Here is a 22,429-nt window from a genome sequence, read left to right as displayed (position 1 = left end):
ATTGAAGTATGTGATTGATGTTATATTAGCATGGGTTACACTAAGAGAAGAACGACTGAAGGCGTTTTTATGAAATTACAGGATAAAAAATGACAAGAACAAAAATATATTCTTATTCTTTCCCAAAATGATTAACCAATCTTAGCTAGGGTATAAAAGAATTATAAGCAAGATTTAATGACTAGTGGGTACAAGATATAAGGGGCGAAGATCATAAAATATTATGAACTCGCCCCTTATATTTTTTTGTTTTCTATATTCTACTAGGTATCTCACCTTTGTATTTGCAATTTCTGAGCATTCTTATTTGAATGAACACTCATTCTTTCAACCTCTTGGCGAACTTTGTTAGCTACCCCTTGATCTGTCAATATGATCAAGTAATCTCCTGAACGGATAATGGTATCCCCATGGGTGATGATTTCTTTTTCACCACGTCTAATGGAGGTGATGAGAGCTTCTTCTGGCCACTTATAATCTCGTATCATACCGCCATCTAAGCAGCTTTCTATTACGACTGGAATTTCGATAATTTCTTTTTTGCCAGTTAAATTTCCTCTGTATTTACCTACTAAGCGCTCTAAAAGGGCTTCATATAATGGTTCGCCACCGAGCAAATCAGAGACTAAATACGCAGTAAGTGAAATAACTGCCAAGGGCATAAGCTGATTGAGGGTTCCAGCCATTTCTGTTACTAAAAATATAGCAGTAAGTGGTGCTTTGCAAATCGCTGAAAAATAACCTGCCATAGCGAAAACGATGAAACTCCTTATAAAAATTTGGTCGATTCCCATTTTGTTAAAAAGGAAAGTTCCATATATTGCTCCAATAATCGCTCCTAAAGAGAGGATGGGAATCAAATTTCCCCCTGGTAAATTTGCTCCATAAGAAATCATGCAAAACCCAAATCGTATGACAAAGATTATGAGAATTACCTTTAATTCTGGAAAAGTGGTTCCAAGATCGAGAACAATTTCACTACCACTTCCGATAATTTCACGATAAATTATGCCTATAGGTATGACGATTATGAATGGAATGATTCCATAAAAATTAGGGGATAGACGAGGAATCAATCCATAAATCTTAGGGAGTATAAATACAATTTTATTATATAGTACTCCTAGTGCTGCTAAGATTGCTCCTAATAGAATTAAATGACCGTAGGCTTGCGTAGGAAAGATATTTAACTTTCCAATGTATAGTACAGGTTGTAGACCAAAGATATTCAAAGAGATAAAGTTAGAGGTAACCACTGAAACAAGAGTGGTTAGCAATAGTAAAGGGGATAAATGATGATGGATTTCTTCTAGTACAAACATTAGTCCTCCAATAGGTGCATTAAAGGCAGCAGCTAAACCAGCACCAGCACCACTAGAAATGAGTATTTTCTCATCCATTCGCTTGCCCTTTAAAAAGTGATTAATCCCTTGTCCCACTACAGCACCCAATTGGATAGAAGGCCCTTCTGCACCCACAAACACACCGGAACTAATAGATAAAATCCCACCTATGAATTTTTTCCATAAGACGGACCACCAATTCATTTTAATAGCTCCAATGAGTTCCCCCTCTACTTGAGGTATTCCTCCTCCTTTAATATTAGGCTCACTTTTGATTAGGTAACCGATAAATAGAGAGACAATTAATGAAATCAACACCCATAAAATGATCCATTTAGGTTCCTCTTTCAACAATCCATACACATTAAATACGAGATGAGATGCTTTTTCGATGATCAAGCGAAAAAGACTTACAACAAAGCCAGCCGCTATACCTACCACAATTCCTTTACAAGTAAAAGCAACTCGAGTATCGTTTAAAAACTGTATTGTCTTTTCTTTCAATATAAACTCTTCTTTCTATATAATTAGTACCATATTAGTGCCTATAAATTAAAAAGCGAAAAAAAATCATAACTTGTCTAAAGGTAAGAAAATATAGAAGCGAACTGTGTCCGCTCTATTAATCTACCTTAGGCAAGCTATCAAAACCTCGTTGCAAATCTTCATCTGTAGGAATGTAATCATTCATGGTCTTGTTATTATATTGATTATAAGCTGCCATATCAAAATAACCTGTGCCTGTAAGACCAAAAAGTATGGTCTTTTGCTCACCTGTTTCTTTACACCTTAAAGCTTCTTTTACAGCACCGTAAATTGCATGAGATGACTCTGGTGCAGGAAGGATCTGCTCTAGTTTGGCAAATTTTACTGCTGCATCAAATACTGTAGTTTGCTCTGCAGATATGGCTTCTATATAGCCATCATTATACAATTTAGAAAGGATAGGTGACATTCCGTGATATCTAAGTCCTCCAGCGTGATTAGGAGATGGCATAAAATCACTTCCTAAAGTATACATTTTGGCTAGTGGCGTTATACGACCAGTATCGCAAAAATCATAAGCATATTTACCTCTAGTAAGGGAAGGGCATGAAGCTGGTTCGACAGCAATAACCCGTGGGTTTTTCTTACCTGTAATTTTATCTTGCATAAATGGCGCAATCAATCCACCTAAATTAGATCCACCACCTGCACAACCAACGATAATGTCTGGATATTCGCCTAATTTTTCTAGGGCAGTCTTACATTCTAAACCAATGACGGACTGATGCAATAGCACTTGATTTAGCACAGAACCGAGCACATATCTTGATTGCTCTTGTTTTATTGCTTGCTCTACCGCCTCTGAAATAGCGCATCCTAGGCTGCCTCCGGTTTTAGGATTTTTTTCTAGTATAGCACGACCTACTTCTGTAGTTATAGATGGGCTTGGAATAATCTTTGCTCCATAGGTTTCTATGATCGATTTTCGAAAAGGCTTTTGTTCATAGGAGGTCTTTACCATAAAAACAGTAAGATCAAGACCGAAATGAGCACATGCAATAGATAAAGCAGTACCCCATTGTCCAGCACCAGTTTCTGTAGTCACAGAGGTAAGCCCTTGATTTTTCGCATAATAAGCCATTGCAGCCGCTGAATTAAGTTTATGGCTGCCAGAGGTGTTATTTCCCTCAAATTTGTAATAAATTTTTGCAGGTGTGCCCAATGCCTTTTCTAAATTATAGGCTCTTATAAGTGGAGAGGGACGAAACATCTTATAAAATTCTTGTACCTCTTCAGGAATATCCACATACCTTGTGGTATGATCCATTTCTTGTTTGCTCAATTCTTCACAGAATATAGGATATAGATCTTCTGTTGACAGAGGCTCTAATGTTTCTGGATTAAGAAAAGGGTCATGTTGTTCTTTCATGTCGGCTCGCATATTGTACCATTGCTTTGGCACCTCGTCTTCTGTTAGATATGTTTTGTAAGGTATTTTTGTCATTATTCTCTCTCCTTTCATTTTTTCCAGAAACATAGGTATTTGATTTCTGGCATTTAGATTTATATATTGTCAAGATTTCTGACTTATTGTTTACAGGATTGATTATTAATAGATAATATTACGTATATATAATTTCACAGCCCAAATAGCAAGCTATTTGTCTGTTACATTACATATATACTACGAAAACTTCGTTTTCGCTCGGCCCATTAGTTCGCGCAAAAAGAAAAGTCTAAGATTTTATCCCAAAATTGTTTTGGGACAAAAGCTTAGACTTTTGCGGTACCACCCGAATTGATCTTATAAAGATCCACTTAGTTACACACCATCATGTGCACTCCCTCTGATAACGGTAGGAGTTTCCGTTGGCCACTACTTTAAATATTTTGCAGCCACCCTCTAGAGCCCATTCGACTACTCTTTTACTTCTGCAATTCCACCACCTGCAGATCTCTATAAGTATAGTTTATAGTTTACTTCTCTCTATCAACAGTTTCTTTTTACTTATATTATACTTGTTAGAATATTTTGTCAATAATAATTAGAAAAAATCTAAATTCAATTCATAAAATGTTTTGTTGTGTTGTGTAATTATTATAACTTTAATCCCAAAACAATAAAAGGCTAGGAGCGTGATATTTTAGCACTAAATGAATAAAAAGTTTAAGTGCTATTTCTATATAATACTCTTGACCTAATGCCATCTTTGTTTTGTGAAATGTTATAATAATATTAACTTAATGAATGAGGTGGTAATTTGAAGATTTTGTTGGTCGAAGATGATAAAACGATAGCCTCTGCTTTAGAGTATTCTTTAGAAAAAGAAGGGTTTACTATAGTTTTATGCCATGATGTTGCCTCAGGGAAAAAGGCCCTAATTGAAAATGAATTTGGTCTATGTTTACTTGACATATCTTTGCCAGATGGAACAGGTTATGAGCTATGCAAAATAATAAAAGATAAAAGAGATATACCCATTATATTTTTAACTGCTTGTGATGACGAAGTCAATGTGGTTATGGGGCTTGATATGGGAGCAGATGATTATATAACAAAACCATTTCGCCTTAGAGAGCTTGTTTCTAGAATAAAATCAGTACTACGAAGATATCATAAGGAAGATGGTTCAACTATTATTCTTGGAAATAATAGTTTACGAATAAATACACTCGAAGCAAAGGTTTATAAAGATGGTGAAGAAGTCAATCTAACCGCATTAGAATATCGTCTATTATTAACTTTTGTTAAAAATAAAGGTCAGGTGTTATCTCGAAGTCAGCTGCTAGAAGGAATCTGGGATGTGGCAGGAGATTTTGTAAATGATAACACGTTGACAGTGTACATTAAAAGAATACGTGAAAAATTAGAAGATGACCCTCAGAAACCTACAATTATTAAGACGGTACGTGGTCTTGGATACAAGGTGGGTGATTAGTATCCTAAGAAATAGAGAAATTCGAGTTTTATTTACATTAATGATAGGGATATCAGCTATAGGAATTATTTTATCTGCTATTATTAATCCAGTTAGTGGAATTATAATGTTTATATTTTCTTCTTCATTAATATTTTGTACTATATTATTTACATCAAAAAGATATAAGCAAATTGCAAAGTTATCGAGATATCTGCGTTGTATTCGTAATGGAGAACATTCATTAGATATTAGGGATAATGAAGAGGGAGAGCTTAGCATTCTTAAAAATGAGATTTACAAGTTTACTCTTATGCTTTCAAAACAAGGAGAATTTTTAAAAAAAGATAAGGAACGACTGGCAGAGGCTATTTCTGATATATCTCATCAGTTAAAGACTCCCCTTACCTCGATAATCGTTATGACAGACTTATTAAGTCAACATAATTTAAAGCCTGAAAAAAGAATGGAATTTACTAAGAAAATAGAAGTACAGCTTGAGCGCATGGAGTGGCTCTTGACATCACTACTGAAACTCTCAAAAATAGATGCTGGTGCTGTTACATTCAAAACAGATAAGGTTTTGGTATCTGAGCTTATAGAAAAAGCAATGAATCCGTTACTTATTCCCATAGAGCTTAAACAACAAGATTTAGTCATCGAAGGAGATCAAAGAGCGTCCTTTATTGGGGACTTTAACTGGACCATAGAAGCGATTATAAATATAACAAAAAATTGTATAGAACACACTCAAAATCAAGGAACGATTTCTATTTTTTTTGAAGAGAATCCATTATATACTGAAATAAAAATATCAGATAGTGGGAGAGGTATATCAAGAGAGGATTTACCTCGCATCTTCAAACGATTTTATAAAGGTAAAAATGCAAATGAAGGAAGTGTGGGGATTGGTCTTGCTATGGCAAAAAGTATTATAGATAATCAAAACGGACATATAAGTGTAAAAAGCAAGGAAAATCAGGGTACGCAATTTAGCGTAAAATTCTATAAAAAGCGAAAGTGACTAAATTGTAATAAAGGAGTCACTGTGGAGTCACCTTAGGCAGATATACTATGATCATACAAAGAGATATGGAGGGTTTACAATGGAAATAGTAAAAGTAGAAAATCTGTCTAAACAATACAGTGGTGGAGATATAGCAGTAAAGGCACTTGATAATGTATCTTTTTCTGTCAATAAGGGAGAATTTGTAGCAATAATTGGTCCATCAGGATCAGGTAAGTCTACTTTATTGCATATGCTTGGAGGTGTAGATACACCTACAGGGGGTAGAGTTTTTATTGATAATACAGATATTTATAATCTTAATGAAACACAGCTTGCTATCTTTAGGCGTAGACAAATTGGGCTTATCTATCAATTCTATAATCTTATTCCCATACTTAATGTAGAAGAAAACATTACACTTCCTCTGTTGCTTGACGGACATAAGGTTGATAAAGACCAGTTCGATAAAATTATTAATATCCTGGGATTAGAAAGCAGACTCCATCATTTACCGAATCAACTTTCAGGTGGACAACAGCAAAGAGCTTCCATTGGAAGGGCTTTGATAAGCAACCCTGCTATTATTCTTGCAGACGAACCTACTGGAAATCTCGATAATAAAAACAGTAATGAAATTATGGAACTGCTAAAAATGTTTAATAAAACATTTAATCAAACACTCATTGTTATTACTCATGATGAGCAGATTGCATTACAAGCAGACAGAATCATTGCAATAGAAGATGGTCGCATTACTAAAAATGAGGTGATTCGCCCATGAATATCGTAAATAAGCTAACTTTGAGACAATTGCTATTAAATAAGAGACGAACTCTTGTTACTATAATAGGTACAATAATTTCTGTTGCAATGATTACAGCAGTAGCATCACTAGGTGTTTCTTTTATGGATATGATGCAAAGACAAGTTATATCAGATGAAGGGGAGTGGCACGTTCTTTATGAGAATGTGAATAGGACTCAATTAGAAGCTATAAAAAATGACGAAGAAACGAAAGATGTAATTTTAAGTAGAGATGTAGGTTATGCTTTATTAGGGGCAAGCCAAAACAATAATAAACCATATATCTATATTGAAGAGTATAATAGTGAAGGATTCAGTAATTTTCCTGTTAAGTTAAAAGAAGGAAGATATCCTGACAAGAATAATGAAATTATTATCTCAGAAGCGATAATAACGAATGGACAAGTAGATTATAAAATAGGAGATATTCTATCCCTTGATATTGGGCAACGAGTTTCTAAGGATGAGCAAGAAGCTGATGTAGTGCTATCACAAAAGACTCAATTACAAAAATACCAAGGTAAAGTTCAAGAAGTTCTAACAAAGGAAAATACAAAGATATATACAGTTGTAGGTATTATGGAACGTCCTACATGGGAGTATACATGGTCCCCAGGATATACAGCAATATCATATATTGATGAAAGCATGATGAATTCAAAGAAAGAAGTAAATGTATCTGTTCTTTTAGACGATGTTGACTTTACATTATTTGAGAATGCAAAAGATATAGCATCTCAGAATGATATCAAAAAAGTAAGTTTTCATGAAAATTTACTTAGATACTATGGAGTTGTTGAAAGCGATAGGATTAGAGGCATGATCTTTAATTTGTCTGCTATAATTACGGTTATTATAATGGTTGGGTCTATATCGCTGATATACAATGCCTTCGCTATTTCTGTATCAGAACGTTCTAGGCATCTAGGAATGTTGTCAAGTGTTGGTGCTACAAAAAGGCAAAAGAAAAACTCTGTGTTTTTTGAAGGTACTCTTATAGGTCTAATTAGTATCCCTATTGGTATCATAGCGGGGCTTGTAGGAATAGACACTACATTTATGTTTATAAATTCTATTATAAAAGAAGCCTTAAGTCTAAGTGAAAGTTTAAGACTAATAGTATTACCAGAGACAATTTTAATTGCTACCTCTGTTTCAATCATCACTATTTTTACTTCAACCTATATACCTGCAAAAAGAGCATCCAATATTTCAGCTATAGATGCAATTCGCCAAACAGCAGATGTAAAGATTACGCAAAAAGATGTTAAGACATCAATACTAACAAGAAACATATTTGGCATAGAAGGAGAGTTAGGACTTAAGAATCTAAAAAGAAATAAATCGAGATACAGGGCAACGGTACTTTCATTGATCATAAGTATGATTTTATTTTTATCGGTGTCTTACTTTACATCAAGTCTTGAAAAATCTATTTTATTGAGTCAAGATGGGGTTAATTACGATATAGAAGTGTTTTTTAATGATAGAGATAAAACAAAGCAAGAAGACCTAATCAGAAAAATAACCTCATTAGATAATATAGTAGACGCGAACTCCATTGCTTCACTTGATGTTCGTTCTTGGATTCAAGAAGATTTCATAGCTGATTACTTAAAGGGAGATCATGAGGAAATTTTAAAGAATGGTAAATATCCCTACAATATAAAACTTATAGCATTGGATGATCAGGCCTTAATGGCTTATGCAAAAGAAGTTGGAGTTGATTTTAAAAAGTTAATGGGTGCAGAAGAACCTTTTGCGATAATCATTGATACAGTAAGGTTCGAAGAAGCAAAAACAGGTAGAATTGTGGAGTCAAAGGTTATCAATACAGAGATAGGACAGAAGCTAGACTTAGAATTTTATGATAGTGAATTTGAAAAATATATCCCTATTGATTCGGTAGAGATAGCTGCTCTTGTAGATAAGGTTCCTATGGGGATTTCTTCTATTAATTACAAGGATAGTTTTAATGTAATTGTATCTGAGGATGCTTTTTATAAAATCATACAAGATAATATGAATATGAGCGAGAGCGTAAATAGGGCACTATATCTAAAAAGTGATAATCCTTTAAAACTTCAAGAAGACAGTGAAGAAATTCAAGGATTATATGGTGAAGATGAAATGGCTATTTATAATATATATATGAATAGGAAAAGAGAAGAACAGATGATCGTATTAATGTCTGTATTCACATATGCCTTTGTTTTACTCATTGCCTCAATATGTGTAGCCAATATTTTTAATACGATATCAACTAGCATAGCACTTAGGAAAAGAGAGTTTGCAATGCTGAAATCTGTTGGAATGACACCTAAAGAATTTAATAAAATGATAAATTATGAAAGCTTATTCTATGGTATAAAAGCTCTATTATACGGGCTTCCAATAAGTTTTGTTGTGATGTATTTAATACACAAAACACTTATGGTTAAGTTTGGCTTTGTATTTGAGATTCCATGGGTGAGTGTTTCTATAGCAATAATTGCAGTATTTGTGATAGTTGGAGTATCAATGCTTTACTCTAGTAAAAAGATTAAAAGAGAAAATATTATAGATGTACTTAAGCAAGAGATTATATAGTATAAAACCAGACAAAATTGAAATAAATTAATTTATAGGAATAGGAATATTTTTCCTAAAATATAGAAATACTATCTGTATAGTGTGTAAAATTGATTTAAAACTATGAATGATATATACTATATATAACAATAAAGGAGGAATGTTCCATGAAAATTAATACGGTAAAAATTAATCAACGTAGTAGGGCTAGTTCTAGTGCTAATAAAAGATTAAGAAAGTCTGGTTATTTACCTGGAGCTATATCCGGAAAAGAAATACAAGCTGTATCTGTATCCATTAAAAAGGATGATTTTAGGAATATGCTAACTACATCAGGTAGAAATGGGGTATTTAAATTAGAATTACCCGACCAAGATCCTTATACTGTCGTTATCAAAGAAATTCAAAACGATATTATAAGCAGAGAAATCTTACATGTAGATTTTCACAAAATATCCCTTACTGAAGAAATTCAGACGGATGTTGCTATTCGATTTACAGGTATGGAATCATTAGAGAAAAAGAAATTGTTATTGGCTACTAGTCTAGATGCAGTAACAGTAAAATGTTTACCACAAAATACTCCAGAGACTATTGATATTGATGTATCTAATTTAGAAAAAGGCGATACAGTTAAAGTAGGGGATCTTACACTAGCAGATGGTATCATTGCACAAAATAATGCTGATGATGTTATCGTTGTTGTAACAGAGCCAAAGATTCAAGTAGTAGAAGAAGATGTTGAAGAAGCAGATACTAGTTTATAAAAAAGACAAGCATAAAATAAATAATAGATTTACAAGGAAGTGCTATGCTTCCTTCATAAATCTAAATCAGATTTCTTTCAGAGTAGATATTGAAATATTTCTACTCTGTTTTTTTATGTAATAAGAAAGTCCTACTTTTGACATTGACTCCTGTCCAGTCATCTTGAGCGCAAGCGAAAGATCTTGACCCTAAAGGAATACCCTAATGCTAGTGACTAATGACTAGCGACTAAAGCGTCGTAGGCACTTCTTTATATTACGATTTTAGAAATCTCATAATATATCAAAGGATAATCTCTAGAATTCATTGCCTCGCTATATAATATACTTTTAATAATTAAAGCTTAAAGATGAAGTGTAAATTATACAGTTTATAAAGTACTTTCACCATTAGGCATCTTTGGTTTTTCTATTTTTTGATATAGGTAATAAAATTTGTATTGCTCCAATAACAAAAAATATTACATGAAGAGGATTAATATTAGATAAGATAATGCATTGAATGACAATCCACATACATAAAATGAGACCAAGGCCCATGCTCAACAGATTATCGTATTTGATTTTACGCAAATGAAATAGAAATCCTACAATATTTCCAATCCCTATAATGACGAACAAAAAAAGACTAGGAACAAAGAAGTCTTTAAATGGTGACCCTATTAAATACTTACTAGCTGGCATGCCAAATGCCGCTCCACTCGGACTCGTCATACCAAAAACTCCCCCAAAAAAAGCACCAATTCCAACGAATAAATGAATCCTCATTAAAATTCGGTTAATATTTTTCAAATAAAACACCCTTTACAATATGTATTGAGTATATCATAATCTATATAATAAAAAATATCAATAAACTTGATATAGATCAATTTAAATACTTTACATAATTGGTATGATGTAATCAAGAAATCAAACAAAACAAGAAAGAGGGAATAGATATGTCAAACCAATTAACATTTAATCAAGTGAAGGAAAGCCATTTTAAGAGATTAGAACAATATGTACCAGTTGTAGATCGAGTTCATGGAGATAATCATCCAGAGTTTCATGATGTGAAAAAATTATTTGATGCGATTAACGAGAAAACAAAAGCTGCAGGATCAGAAAAACCTGAATTAAACGAAGAATTATCTAAACTACGGGAAATCACAAACCACTACACTGTTCCAGGCGATGTTTGTGAAAGCTTTGAAGCTGTATACAATATGTTAGCTGATGTAGATCAAGCTTATCAAGCTTAAGATGAAAGACTAAATCCAGAAAGCAAAAGCAACAAATTGCTTTCTGGATTATAACAAGGTAAACAAATGGATTACATCCATTTCAAATAGGAACACATGCGTATAAGAAACCCAAAAATAAAAGGGGGAGGGAGTAAATATGCAGAGATTTATATTAAGTAAGAAAAATCACATAACCGTAATCAGTGGGATTTTAATCCTTATTGGATTTATTAGTGAATTAGGCTTTAAAAATGAAAGTATAGCGATTTGGTCTTTAGGTATAGCATCTGTTCTAGGCGTTGCGCCTATTGCAATCCAAGCGTACCAAGCATTAAGAGTAAAAGTTGTCAGCATCGATGTTTTAGTTACCATTGCAGTTGTTGGAGCATTTTTAATTAAGAACCTTGAAGAATCAGCTATTGTTACATTCTTATTCTTATTTGGAGCCTATTTAGAACAACGAACACTAAACAAAACACGATCTGCAATTAAAGAACTAACAGAAATGGCGCCGGAAAGTGCCCTAAAACAAATGGAAAATGGCGAATTTGAAGAAGTAGAAGTAGATGAAGTTGACGTAGGAGATACTTTACTCGTAAAAACCGGCGCAAAGGTTCCTGTTGACGGCACGGTTTTAAGCGGAGAAGGGCATATAAATGAAGCAAGTATTACAGGTGAATCTCTTCCAGTAAGTAAAAAGAAAGATACAAAAGTGTATGCAGGAACAATCTTAGAAAATGGAACCATCCAGATTATGGCAGATCGTGTAGGAGAAGATACTACTTTTGGTAAGATCATCGAGCTTGTTGAAGAAGCACAAGATTCCAAATCAGAAGCAGAACGTTTCATCGATAAATTCTCTAAATATTATACCCCAGCTGTTTTGGTTCTGTCTTTTATCGTATGGTTATTTTCAAGAGATATCGAACTGGCCATTACAATATTAGTTCTTGGATGCCCAGGAGCGTTAGTTATCGGCGTACCTGTTTCAAATGTTGCTGGTATTGGTAATGGAGCAAAACACGGTGTTCTTTTAAAAGGCAGCGAAGTGATTCAAGATTTTAGTAAAGTAGATACAATTGTATTTGACAAAACAGGTACTTTGACAATTGGAAATCCTAAAGTAGCAGATCAGGAAATGTATACAGATAATGTGGAGGAAGTATTGGCTTATGTAGCAAGTGTTGAAAAGGAATCAGACCACCCATTAGCGAATGCAGTGGTGGAACATATTGGAGAGACAAAACAATACAGTGTTGAAAAGACAGATGTTGTTAAAGGTGGCGGAATTGTGGCTCAAGTAGAAAATCATAGAATAGCAATAGGAAATGTTTTTCTCATGGAGCAAGAAAACGTCTCTTTAAGCGAGAAAGCTCTTTCAGATATTAAGAGGTTTGAAAAGAATGGAAACTCACTCGTTCTTACATCTGTTGACGGAAAGTTACAAGCCCTAATGGGTATTCGTGACCAAATTAGACCAGGAGTAAAAGAAGACCTTCAAAAGCTAAAGAAATTAGGTGTTAAAAACCTAGTAGTCCTTTCAGGAGATAATCAAGGAACCGTTGATTTAGTAGCAAGTGAACTAGGTCTTACAGAAGCTCATGGACACATGTTGCCAGAAGATAAATCTGCATATATTGAAAAGTTACAAGGAAAAGGTCAAATTGTTGCCTTCGTCGGTGATGGAGTGAATGACAGTCCATCCCTTGCTCTAGCTCAAATTGGAATCGCAATGGGAGGCGGTACAGACGTAGCCATAGAGACTTCGGATGTAGTTCTAATGAATTCAGATTTTAGCCGATTACCACATGCACTAGGTTTGACAAAAGCAACCGCTAGTAATATGCGCCAAAATATTTTTATTGCAGTTGGAGTTGTATTAGTGCTCCTTGCCAGCGTATTCTTCAGTGAATGGATGAACATGTCTATAGGAATGTTAGTACATGAAGGAAGTATATTAGTGGTTATTTTAAATGGCATGAGACTCTTAAGCTATAAATTAAAATATTAAAGATGAATCATAAAACTTGATGTAAATCAATTTAAAACAAACAATAATGGTATAGAATGAAATTAATAAATAGAGGGAGAGATGAAAAATGAAGAAAGCAACGATTCAATTAGAAACATTAACTTGTCCATCATGTATGCAAAAAATAGAAAATGGTGTAAAATCTTTAGGCGGTATTGATAAAGATAGTTTAAATGTATCCTTTAACTCTAGTAAAGTAAAAGTAAATTTTGACGATGAAAAAGTATCAATAAACGATATTGAAAGCGCAATCACGAAATTAGGATATGAAGTTAAAAAATCTCAAGTCAAAGATCTATAAGACAAAAACAAACCGGCCCTCATGAGTTAGATCAATAATCTAGCTATGAGGGCCGGTATTATGTAGAAAGAAAATTCTGCTTTTGATCCTAGCTACTAAACCAGTCATTCTAGGGCGTTAGGGTTCAATCCTGACCGTGAAGGAATACCCTAACACTAATGACTAGAAACTAAAGGAGGTCACCATTGGTGACCTAAGAGATTTTACGTAGAACTAAAGTGCAGGCGCTTTAAGCATCTCTTCTTCAAAACTTTCAAACCCCAGCCTATCTATGGTATTAGCCAAACGCTCTCCAGCTATTCCTTGATCTTTGTAAAATAGAATTACTTTTTCTATTGTATCTAAAACTTCATCTTGTTCTTTAAATACTCTGTTTAGAGCTTTGCCTCGATTTACATTTTTACCCCACGTTCCGCCCACACAGATTTTATAGCCTACCTGACTATCTCTTAAGGCATCAAAATGGCATTTACTCACACAACGTCCACAGCGAATGCAAGTATTATAATCAATATGTACTATACCGTCTACAACTTGAGCTGCGTTAGTTGGACATACTTCTACAACGGCACATTTTTTACAGCTTTTGCATAGTTCCTTATTTAGATTTGGCTCCTTGGAGCCCATTACACCTACGTCATTTAAATCTGGTTTAACGCAATTATTTGGGCAGCCACCAACAGCAATCTTAAATTTATGAGGTAATTTTACTTCTCTATATCCTTCATAAAAACGACGGTGCATTTCTTCTGACAAAGAACTAACGTCAATTAAACCGTAATTACATGTAGAACCTTTGCAAGCGACAATTGGGCGCACTTTAGGTCCTGTACCACCTATTTGAAGACCTTCTTTAGCAATAAATGCTCTAAAGTCTTCAATTTTATCATATGGAATACCTGGGCATTCTACAGATAGTCTAGTAGTAAAAAGAATATTTCCATCTCCAAATTTCTCTGCAGCCTCTGCAATACACCTAGCTTGTTGAGGCGTAAGCTTTCCATTGACTGTTATAACCCTTGCAGAAAAGTTATCTGTACCTCTGTTTCGTAAGAAACCAAGTCCTTTAACTCTTTTTTCCTCTTCTAGTGTAACTTTTAAACTAGCCATAATAATTAGCCTCCGATTATAATATTTGAACCTTTTATATAAATATAACATTTGTAAATATCTTTATAAAATGATATTATCTTATCATGATTATAGGTAAAACCTATCAACTCTCATCTGAAAGGAATAAGCCATGACTATAAGGCATTTAAAGATATTTATTGAAGTAGCACAATGTGGAAAAATGCGCAGTGCAGCTGAAAGATTGTTTGTGTCTCAACCTACTATAAGTCAAGCAATCAGAGAGTTAGAGCAGCACTATGGCGTTCTATTATTCCAACGCATAAAAAAGAGATTGTATATTACTGACGAGGGAAAACAGTTATTATTTTACGCCAAAGATGTAGTCGAACAATTTGATCATCTAGAAGAAAAAATGTTCAATCTGAGTAGAACCGAAAAAGTTAAAATAGGTGCCACTGTAACAGTGGGAGAATGTATTTTGAGCGATATAATTAACCAGTTTAAAATAAAAGAACCTACTGTAGAGGTTTACTCCTATGCCAATAATACAGAGCGCATTGAAGAAAAACTGCTAAATGGAGAAATTGATATTGGGATTATTGAAGGTAAAATTAAAAGTCCTAATTTAATTAGTATTCCCAAAATTAAAGATTACCTTGTTCTAGTTTGCAGTAACCAACACCCATTTGCTAAAAAAGATGTCATCAACTTAAAGGAATTGGCAAATAAAAGTTTTGCAATGAGGGAAAAGGGCAGTGGTACTAGAGAATTATTTGAAGAGTATATGATAAAGAATAAGGTACCTATTAAAACGGTTTTTGAAGGAAATAGCCCAGAATCCATTAAAAGAGAAGTTGTAGAAAACAATTGTTTGGCGGTTATATCTATTGGTCTAGTACAAAAGGAAGTACAGGACTCCAAGATCCACATTATTAAAAACGCAAACGAAGGCTGGAATAGATACTTTAGCGTTGTTTACCATAAAGACAAAGAATTGACAGATAAAATAAGATGTATAATAGATATTATAAATAATTATAAATATCTGCAGAATTATCCTAAATTTCAATCAGGAATGCTCATAAATGAAACTTCTTAAATAAATAGTGATTTGCGGACTTCTTAAATATTACATATAATTGAAGATAAGTAAATATCAAAGAAATTGCTTAAAGGATGAAAGGGGATATCAGTTTTGATAAAAGATAATAAGAACATAAAGATAAAAATACTTAAGGATGGTCCATACATGGTAACAGGAAATGTACCTTTAAATGAAACAATCATTGTTCCAAAGGGCAAGGGCTATGAATACGAAAAGGGATGTACTTTTCCAGCTAAAGAACAATACGCATTATGTCGATGCGGAAAATCAAAAAACCCACCATTTTGTGATGGTGCCCATGTAAAAGAAGGATTTGATGGGACAGAAACTGCATCTAAGGCGAAATTTGAAGAAAGAGCTGAACTACTGAAAGGGCCTGACCTTGATCTTATGGATGATGGCAGGTGTGCTTTAGGGCGCTTTTGTCATTTAGAGGATGGCAGCGTTTGGCAATTAGTAAAGAAATCCGATGTTCCAGAATATCGGGAGCAAGCCATTAAAGGAGCATCTGAGTGCCCAGCAGGTAGACTAGTCGCTCTAGATAAGTCGGGAAAACCATATGAAGATGAATATGAACCTTCTATTGAGTTCCTTCAAGACCCTGAAAAAGGGGTAAGCTGTGGCATTTTTGTTAAGGGAAATATTCCAATTGAATCCTCTAATGGAGAAATGTATGAAACAAGAAATAGGGTAATGCTATGCCGATGTGGAGAATCAAGTAACAAACCCTTCTGTGATGCAACTCATGTAAGTGCAAAGTACTTAGATCAAGAATAAGAGTCCTATAAAGTGAAAAAATTTGGTAATCATATAAGTGCAGCCGAAGGCATCCTTCGGTTGTTTTTATGTAATTGAAAATTTATTATAAAAATAGTCTACTCTTTATACAAAAGCGAATACATTTATTACGATAATATAGATAGCTGATTGTTATTTGTTATAAAGATGAGGAACCCAATTGTACATATTGTCTTGCTTAAGATTGCATTTACCTATAAAATACAGTAGTGCTTAAATAAAGGAGGAATTATTATGAATAAAAGATTATTACTAGCAGGGATGTTGATAGCAAGCATTCTTTTTTTATCAGCTTGTACCAATACAACAGAAGGAAAACCTAATGAAGATACGAGTAAAGAGTTATCTTTAAAAATTGGTTTAATGCCAGCTGTAGATGCAGCACCTATGTATATAGCAGAAAAGGAAGGCTACTTTGAAGAATTAGGCCTAGATGTAGAGTTTGTAGTCTTTAACAATGGACAAGAAAGACAAAGTGCATTACAGACAAATACAATAGATGGCTCTATAACGGATTTAATTGCCGTAGCTACTAATGTAAATAGTGGATTTGGTCTAAAAGCTACATCTATGACCCAAGGAATGTTTCCGGTACTTGTAAAATCTGATTATGAAGATAAGAAGGATATTAAGGCTACTATGATGGAAGTCAGCGTGACCAACTTTTTAATCGATGAATGGTTTGGTGAGGACCACAATATTGAAAAAGTATTTATTAACGAAATACCAGCTCGATTAGAAATGGTTAAAAGTGGTGATGTAGATATGGGCATTTTCCCAGAGCCAATGGCATCTATGGGCGCTGTAGATGGCCTAGAAAAGAAAACTTTTGAGATGAAAGATGGCTACTCACCTGATGTACTTGCGTTTACGGCAAAGGCTTTAGATGAAAAGGCTAAGGCGATAGAGCTTTTCTATGAAGGATACAATAAAGCTATAGGAGATATACATGCTGATGAAACTATAGCAAGGGATGTAGTAATTGAAAAGCTTGATTTAAATGAATCCATCAAAGAGGACATAATCCTTCCAGCGTATACGAAAGCTTCGTTACCTGATGAAAAATATCTTGAAAACATTATAACGTGGGTAGAAGAAGTATTAAAAAAAGACATGGAAGTGTCTCCAGAGGACCTCGTTGAAAGAGCTTTTGTAGAATAATGGTAGATATCAAAGATTTAAGTTTTTCCTATGGCTCTGATATTGCCCTAAAGGACATTAGTCTTCATATAAATGAAAATGCTACATGTGCCATCATTGGACCCTCAGGATGTGGAAAGACGACCCTGCTTTATTTATTAGCAGGGCTTCTCCATACAAACCAAGGAGAAATTAGGGTAAATGGAGATAAGATAATGACAAGTCGAAAAGAAACAGGTGTTATTCTACAAGATTACGGGCTTCTACCTTGGAAAAAGGTAAAGGACAATATAGCCCTAGGACTAACCATTCGTAACCTTTCTAAGGAAGAAATTCAAAGAGAAGTAGATAAAATTCTAACGGAACTAGATATTTTAGAATTAAAGGACAAGTTTCCAGCTCAGCTTAGTGGCGGGCAAAAACAAAGGGTCACCATTGCTAGAACCTTAGTGACCAAACCGGATTTACTTTTAATGGACGAAGCGACCTCTGCATTAGATGCGATAACCAAAGAGCATATTCAAAATTTACTTCTGAAACTGTACCATAAAAAACCTAGTACCATGATCTTTATCACTCATAGTATTGAAGAAGCTGTATTTCTTGGGCAGAAAATTGTCATTATGGAAAAATCAAGAATCAAAAAAGTCGTTGAAAATCCTTATTTTGGAGACTCAAAAATCCGTAGAAAGATGGAGTACTACGGTATATGTCTAGAGGTAAGAAAGGCGCTAGAAGAGGGGTATTGAAAATGAACTTATTAAAACGAAGAACAAAGGATAATACCCTATATGGACTCCTAATGGTGTGCGCTATTTGGTATGGACTTCATTTTATCATTAAGTCCAATATCGTTCCTAGCCCCAATGAAACGGTAAAGCAATTCGTAATTTTATTTCCTCAAGTGCTATCTGTTCACCTTATAGCAAGTTTATACAGGATCATTATTGCTATACTTCTATCTGTACTGATAGGAGTTCCATTAGGGTTATGGACCGGTATGAGCAAAAAAGCAGACGCTATTATTTCTCCTATAATATATATTTTGTATCCATTGCCTAAGGTCGCATTCTTACCTATATTTATGATTTTGATGGGTATTGGAGATCTTTCTAAAATTGTACTCATGATTACCATAATCGTATTTCAGATCCTTTTATCTGTAAGAGATGGAGTGAAAGAAATTCAAAAGGAACTCTTTTACTCGGTTTTTTCACTAGGCATAACAGGTCTAGGTGTATGTAAACATTTAATATTACCAGCAGTTCTTCCAAAACTAATATCAGCTCTTAGAATAACTTTAGGAATTAGCATTTCTACTCTATTTTTTGCCGAAAATTTTGCTACCACTTATGGAATAGGATATTATATTATGAACGCTTGGATTATGGTAGATTACCTAGATATGTTTTCGGGAATAATAGGACTGAGTTTATTAGGGTTATTTTTATTAAAAATTTTAGATCTCATAGAGAAAAAACTGTGCCCATGGGTCTTTTTAGAAAAGAATAGTGTAGATTAAAGAAGCCTATTTTGATAAAGTAGAAAGGAAGTAGTGCAAATATATACTTTATTACATAAAGGTGAGATAAAATGTTTGATTATATATATGACGAAAAAGCCATAGTACAGAAGAGAAAGCAAATTTTTGAAGAGTTCTTAGAGTTATCCGAAAATGTAGAAGACGGCAATTTTAAGACCATTTCTACCTATGATTTAAAGCTATTGTTTGAACTATACGACAAGGTGTTTTTTCATAGTGATTTTCGCAATCAATATGAAGGTAGTCTTCGGTTCTCTTTTTCTAAGCGTATGACCAGAAGTGCTGGACTTACTTTGTGCCCTCAAAATATTAGCACATTACAGCCAAAGGATGTAATCATTGAGTTTCGTTTTGGCATCAATTTCTTCTTTAATTACGATTTAAGCCATAAAGAAAAATTTGTTTCCGGCGTAAAAACCCATAATGCTCTAGAGGCACTACAATTAGTTTTAGAGCATGAAATTTGTCATGTCATTGAATTTATACTGTATCATCGGTCGAGTTGCAAGGGGAAGCGTTTTAAAACAATAGCTAAAAATTTATTTAATCATAGCAGCAGTTATCATGCATTACCTACAAATCGAGAGATTGCTAAAGAAAAGTTGGGTTTATCTATTGGGAAAAGAGTATCCTTTCAATTTGAAAATGAATCCTTTGAAGGTTTTATTAATGGAATTAACAAGCGAGCTACAGTTATGGTAAAAAATAAGGAAGGGGATTACATAGACCGTCAAGGAAATCGATATGCAAAATACTATGTGCCTTTAAACCATTTAACCTTAATTGAATAGAACTACTGTTGTGCCATCACCTCTAAACAAATATCCTGCATAAGATTATTCCTAAAGACTAAAACTAATATAAATACAAATTGATATAAGGAAGGGAATAAGATGGATAACAACAAAAATAGGAAAAAGGATAGAGAAAAGAGCAATTCAGAACTCAGAAAAATGGAACCCAAAGACAATGAAGATGTAGGGATAATCAATGGTATTAAAATAGGTACTCATGACGGAAAGCACGAAAAAAATACGAAGTAGATAACTTTATTACAAAGCAGAATCTCTAGGACTATAGAAGGTTCTGTTTTTTTGTAGAATAATATCAAATAAAGTATGAATTGTAATCAATATGTGGCTAATAAAAAATATTGTAACAAAAATGTAATAAATGTTTGTCAAAAAGTTGAATTAATGTTACAATAAAAAAGTCATAAATTACGTGTCAACGGATAGCAAATTTGATGGAGTGTAATCACATGGAAAATCAACCAAAAGGGCTGAAAGAAAAAATAAACAAGCTCAGCCTGAAGAAAAAAGCTCTACTAGCATCTGGCATCATCACAGTTGCGACGGTAGTGGGGATATATGCCTATGAAAGCAGCTTCTCTTATGAATTGGTCTTGAACAAGGAATCGGTAGGTATAGTAAAGGAAATGGAATACGCTGAAAATGCTTTATTAGCTGTTCAAGAAAAAGTAGATGAAAGCCACGGAGAAAAAGCATATTACAGCGAAGAAGTACAGTACAATAAAGTGAGAGTAGAAAAGGACAAGCTTCTTAGCGAAAAACAACTAGAAAAAAGCATATATGAAAATATTGATATTTATAAACCCGCTGCTATACTTATGGTAGACGGGGAGGAAAAATTGATTTTAGAGGCAAAAGAGCAGGTTCAAAATATATTAGAAGGTATTAAAAAGCCCTTTGTAGAAGAATTAAAGAGTAAAGATGTAGAATTAGTAAATGTAGATTTTAATCAAAAGGTTGAAATTGTAGAAAAAGACGTTTTAGTAGAAAATATTCTTAAACAAGAAGAAGCTCTTTATCAAGTAAATCAAACTCAACCAAAGACTTATAAAATTGCCTCGGGTGATTCTGCATGGACGATTTCTAGATCTACAAATACACCAATTACTAATTTAGAAAAAGCCAATCCAGACAAAAACCTTGAAAATTTAATGCCAGGAGAATCTCTTAACTTAGCTTCTAAAGAATCATTTATCGATGTAAGTGCTACGGTAAAGAAAATTGAGACGAAAGAAATTGATTTTGAAGTAGAAGAGAAAAAAGATTCATCCATGTATATTGGAGAAACAAAAGTAGAACAAAAAGGCGAAAAAGGATCAAAAGAAATTACCAAATCTATTACATATATAAATGATATTGTAGAAAAAGAAGAAATCATAAAAGAAGAAATCATAAAAGAGCCAGTAAACAAAATCGTATTAGTAGGAACAAAGGTAAGAGCAGTAGCAAGTGCAAGTACAAGTGCAAGTAGAGGAGGCAGCGGCAAAGCCGCTCCTACATACAATGGAGATTTAGGATCAGCCATAGTAGCTACTGCAAAACATTACATAGGAATTCCATATGTATCTGGAGGTTCAACACCATCAGGTTTTGACTGTTCAGGTTTTACATCTTATGTGTATAGACAATATGGAATAAGCATACCTAGAACTAGTGGTGGTCAAGGTGGTTTAGGTGGATACGTATCAAGATCAGATCTAAGACCAGGAGATATCGTTGTTTTTCCAGGGCATGTAGGAATTTACGTTGGTGGTAACAGCTTTATACATTCACCAAGACCAGGAAAATCGATTCAAATATCGTCGCTAGATGGTTATTGGTCATCAAGATTCCAAGGCGGAAGAAGAGTATATTAATAAAAAAACTGCAATCTGAGATTGCAGTTTTTTTATTAATAATTTAGAAATACTCGTATGTGGGGCAATAATTAAGCCGCTGTATATACTAATCGCTTATAATTTAAAATAACAAAGGTATTTTCCTCTTGATAAGTGTAAATCATTGGGATATAATAAAGAAAAGAATATTTTAACAAGTGCCTCTTAAGAGGATAATAGGGAATCAGGTGAAAGCCCTGAACGGTCCCGCCACTGTAAACGAGTAGCAAATTATCGATAAACCACTGTTTCTTATTAAAGAAATGGGAAGGGAGATAAAAAGCGTTGATCCGTTAGTCAGGAGACCTGCTTGTTAATGAATTGTGCACTCTCTAGGAAAGAGTAAACATTTGAGAATGATGGAAAAGTTCTCAGCCTTATTTGGCTGAGAACTTTTTTTGCGTGAAACAACGAGCAAAGCGAAAGCTACGCTTTCGCAGTAGATATGGGATGCAACAGCCAAATGGCTTGCCAATTTGGTTGTGGAATCACAATCTACATAAATAAAACTAGACAGAAAAACCCATCTCGCTTGTAAGCGAGTTATAATTTTCCTGACCACCTAACCACCTGACCACCTTAAACACGCCAATCCATTATTTCTTAACTGTTACGATGACACA

20 protein-coding genes, 1 riboswitch and 1 other annotated feature are annotated in these 22,429 nt (G+C 34.0%); of the genes, 16 read left to right on the top strand and 4 right to left on the bottom strand.

Going from position 1 to position 22,429, the window contains the following annotated elements:
• Positions 1-272: 272 nt before the first annotated feature.
• Together DES36_RS07965 and DES36_RS07960 are read right to left on the bottom strand one after the other, a co-directional pair.
• Positions 273-1,847 (bottom strand): ClC family H(+)/Cl(-) exchange transporter, encoded by a 1,575-nt coding sequence (locus DES36_RS07965; RefSeq protein ID WP_113920697.1) that lies wholly within the window; start codon positions 1,845-1,847, stop codon positions 273-275.
• Between the two features lie 118 nt (positions 1,848-1,965).
• Entirely contained in the window at positions 1,966-3,333 is a 1,368-nt protein-coding gene (locus DES36_RS07960) for a TrpB-like pyridoxal phosphate-dependent enzyme (RefSeq protein ID WP_113920696.1), read from the bottom strand.
• 254 nt (positions 3,334-3,587) lie between these two features.
• Positions 3,588-3,832, bottom strand: a binding site (T-box leader).
• A gap of 258 nt (positions 3,833-4,090) precedes the next feature.
• On the opposite strand from DES36_RS07960, the gene DES36_RS07955 reads away from it, so the two are divergent.
• From DES36_RS07955 to DES36_RS07935, 5 genes are all read left to right on the top strand, one after another.
• A complete protein-coding gene (locus DES36_RS07955; protein WP_113920695.1) occupies positions 4,091-4,768 on the top strand; it encodes a response regulator transcription factor in 678 nt (225 codons plus the stop codon).
• Positions 4,761-5,771 carry a sensor histidine kinase gene (locus DES36_RS07950; protein WP_341457130.1) on the top strand — a complete coding sequence of 337 codons (1,011 nt, stop codon included), beginning with the start codon at positions 4,761-4,763 and terminating at the stop codon, positions 5,769-5,771. The genes DES36_RS07955 and DES36_RS07950 overlap by 8 nt, the downstream gene beginning before the upstream one ends.
• An 82-nt stretch (positions 5,772-5,853) precedes the next feature.
• Entirely contained in the window at positions 5,854-6,537 is a 684-nt protein-coding gene (locus tag DES36_RS07945; protein WP_113920694.1) for an ABC transporter ATP-binding protein, read from the top strand.
• The gene (locus DES36_RS07940; RefSeq protein WP_113920693.1) at positions 6,534-9,149 is read left to right on the top strand and encodes an ABC transporter permease; all 2,616 of its coding nucleotides are present in this window, start codon (positions 6,534-6,536) and stop codon (positions 9,147-9,149) included. The genes DES36_RS07945 and DES36_RS07940 overlap by 4 nt, the downstream gene beginning before the upstream one ends.
• 149 nt (positions 9,150-9,298) lie before the next feature.
• Complete coding sequence (locus DES36_RS07935; RefSeq protein ID WP_113920692.1) at positions 9,299-9,898, top strand: 50S ribosomal protein L25; 600 nt, start codon at positions 9,299-9,301, stop codon at positions 9,896-9,898.
• A gap of 390 nt (positions 9,899-10,288) precedes the next feature.
• Here DES36_RS07935 and DES36_RS07930 read toward each other — a convergent pair whose 3' ends face one another.
• Positions 10,289-10,690 carry a hypothetical protein gene (locus DES36_RS07930; protein ID WP_113920691.1) on the bottom strand — a complete coding sequence of 134 codons (402 nt, stop codon included), beginning with the start codon at positions 10,688-10,690 and terminating at the stop codon, positions 10,289-10,291.
• A gap of 149 nt (positions 10,691-10,839) precedes the next feature.
• On the opposite strand from DES36_RS07930, the gene DES36_RS07925 reads away from it, so the two are divergent.
• The 3 genes from DES36_RS07925 to DES36_RS07915 all read left to right on the top strand — a co-directional run bounded on the left by DES36_RS07925 (position 10,840) and on the right by DES36_RS07915 (position 13,457).
• Entirely contained in the window at positions 10,840-11,142 is a 303-nt protein-coding gene (locus DES36_RS07925; RefSeq protein ID WP_113920690.1) for an iron-sulfur cluster repair di-iron protein, ric, read from the top strand.
• Positions 11,143-11,281: 139 nt separating this feature from the next.
• Complete coding sequence (locus tag DES36_RS07920) at positions 11,282-13,135, top strand: heavy metal translocating P-type ATPase (protein ID WP_113920689.1); 1,854 nt, start codon at positions 11,282-11,284, stop codon at positions 13,133-13,135.
• An 88-nt stretch (positions 13,136-13,223) separates the two neighbouring features.
• Positions 13,224-13,457: a heavy-metal-associated domain-containing protein gene (locus DES36_RS07915; protein WP_113920688.1), complete on the top strand. Its 234-nt coding sequence runs from the start codon at positions 13,224-13,226 to the stop codon at positions 13,455-13,457.
• Between the two features lie 213 nt (positions 13,458-13,670).
• Here the strand turns inward: DES36_RS07915 and DES36_RS07910 are convergent, their stop codons facing one another.
• A complete protein-coding gene (locus tag DES36_RS07910; protein ID WP_113920687.1) occupies positions 13,671-14,567 on the bottom strand; it encodes a 4Fe-4S dicluster domain-containing protein in 897 nt (298 codons plus the stop codon).
• Between the two features lie 133 nt (positions 14,568-14,700).
• Here DES36_RS07910 and DES36_RS07905 point away from each other — a divergent pair, with 133 nt between their 5' ends.
• The 8 genes from DES36_RS07905 to DES36_RS07875 all read left to right on the top strand — a co-directional run bounded on the left by DES36_RS07905 (position 14,701) and on the right by DES36_RS07875 (position 21,785).
• Positions 14,701-15,630: a LysR family transcriptional regulator gene (locus DES36_RS07905; protein ID WP_113920686.1), complete on the top strand. Its 930-nt coding sequence runs from the start codon at positions 14,701-14,703 to the stop codon at positions 15,628-15,630.
• Positions 15,631-15,726: 96 nt separating this feature from the next.
• Positions 15,727-16,413 carry a CDGSH iron-sulfur domain-containing protein gene (locus DES36_RS07900; RefSeq protein ID WP_113920685.1) on the top strand — a complete coding sequence of 229 codons (687 nt, stop codon included), beginning with the start codon at positions 15,727-15,729 and terminating at the stop codon, positions 16,411-16,413.
• 255 nt (positions 16,414-16,668) lie between these two features.
• On the top strand, positions 16,669-17,595 hold the full coding sequence (locus tag DES36_RS07895; protein ID WP_242981733.1) for an ABC transporter substrate-binding protein: 927 nt from the start codon (positions 16,669-16,671) through the stop codon (positions 17,593-17,595).
• Complete coding sequence (locus DES36_RS07890) at positions 17,595-18,323, top strand: ABC transporter ATP-binding protein (protein WP_113920683.1); 729 nt, start codon at positions 17,595-17,597, stop codon at positions 18,321-18,323. Before DES36_RS07895 ends, DES36_RS07890 begins: the two co-directional genes overlap by 1 nt.
• 2 nt (positions 18,324-18,325) lie before the next feature.
• Positions 18,326-19,096, top strand: a complete 771-nt coding sequence (locus tag DES36_RS07885; protein ID WP_113920682.1) for an ABC transporter permease — start codon at positions 18,326-18,328, stop codon at positions 19,094-19,096.
• A gap of 71 nt (positions 19,097-19,167) precedes the next feature.
• A complete protein-coding gene (locus DES36_RS07880; protein ID WP_113920681.1) occupies positions 19,168-19,908 on the top strand; it encodes a SprT-like domain-containing protein in 741 nt (246 codons plus the stop codon).
• A 102-nt stretch (positions 19,909-20,010) separates the two neighbouring features.
• A complete protein-coding gene (locus tag DES36_RS14805; protein WP_170128233.1) occupies positions 20,011-20,160 on the top strand; it encodes a hypothetical protein in 150 nt (49 codons plus the stop codon).
• Between the two features lie 218 nt (positions 20,161-20,378).
• Positions 20,379-21,785 (top strand): NlpC/P60 family protein, encoded by a 1,407-nt coding sequence (locus DES36_RS07875; protein WP_170128232.1) that lies wholly within the window; start codon positions 20,379-20,381, stop codon positions 21,783-21,785.
• A gap of 160 nt (positions 21,786-21,945) precedes the next feature.
• Positions 21,946-22,134: riboswitch (cobalamin riboswitch) on the top strand.
• Positions 22,135-22,429: the final 295 nt, after the last annotated feature.

Origin of the sequence: Alkalibaculum bacchi (genome assembly GCF_003317055.1) — a bacterium.
Lineage (GTDB): Bacteria > Bacillota > Clostridia > Eubacteriales > Alkalibacteraceae > Alkalibaculum > Alkalibaculum bacchi.
The sequence above is the reverse complement of the archived record's forward strand: the minus strand, read 5'-3'. Positions and strand labels throughout refer to the sequence as shown.

Excerpts from the sequence above, each read along its gene's own strand:
- DES36_RS07925 (WP_113920690.1), top strand. The coding sequence starts at position 10,840 with ATGTCAAACCAATTAACATTTAATCAAGTGAAGGAAAGCCATTTTAAG.
- DES36_RS07910 (WP_113920687.1), bottom strand. The coding sequence starts at position 14,567 with ATGGCTAGTTTAAAAGTTACACTAGAAGAGGAAAAAAGAGTTAAAGGA.
- DES36_RS07885 (WP_113920682.1), top strand. The coding sequence starts at position 18,326 with ATGAACTTATTAAAACGAAGAACAAAGGATAATACCCTATATGGACTC.
- DES36_RS07905 (WP_113920686.1), top strand. The coding sequence starts at position 14,701 with ATGACTATAAGGCATTTAAAGATATTTATTGAAGTAGCACAATGTGGA.
- DES36_RS07920 (WP_113920689.1), top strand. The coding sequence starts at position 11,282 with ATGCAGAGATTTATATTAAGTAAGAAAAATCACATAACCGTAATCAGT.
- DES36_RS07890 (WP_113920683.1), top strand. The coding sequence starts at position 17,595 with ATGGTAGATATCAAAGATTTAAGTTTTTCCTATGGCTCTGATATTGCC.
- DES36_RS07960 (WP_113920696.1), bottom strand. The coding sequence starts at position 3,333 with ATGACAAAAATACCTTACAAAACATATCTAACAGAAGACGAGGTGCCA.
- DES36_RS07880 (WP_113920681.1), top strand. The coding sequence starts at position 19,168 with ATGTTTGATTATATATATGACGAAAAAGCCATAGTACAGAAGAGAAAG.
- DES36_RS07945 (WP_113920694.1), top strand. The coding sequence starts at position 5,854 with ATGGAAATAGTAAAAGTAGAAAATCTGTCTAAACAATACAGTGGTGGA.
- DES36_RS14805 (WP_170128233.1), top strand. The coding sequence starts at position 20,011 with ATGGATAACAACAAAAATAGGAAAAAGGATAGAGAAAAGAGCAATTCA.
- DES36_RS07875 (WP_170128232.1), top strand. The coding sequence starts at position 20,379 with ATGGAAAATCAACCAAAAGGGCTGAAAGAAAAAATAAACAAGCTCAGC.
- DES36_RS07940 (WP_113920693.1), top strand. The coding sequence starts at position 6,534 with ATGAATATCGTAAATAAGCTAACTTTGAGACAATTGCTATTAAATAAG.
- DES36_RS07915 (WP_113920688.1), top strand. The coding sequence starts at position 13,224 with ATGAAGAAAGCAACGATTCAATTAGAAACATTAACTTGTCCATCATGT.
- DES36_RS07935 (WP_113920692.1), top strand. The coding sequence starts at position 9,299 with ATGAAAATTAATACGGTAAAAATTAATCAACGTAGTAGGGCTAGTTCT.
- DES36_RS07895 (WP_242981733.1), top strand. The coding sequence starts at position 16,669 with ATGAATAAAAGATTATTACTAGCAGGGATGTTGATAGCAAGCATTCTT.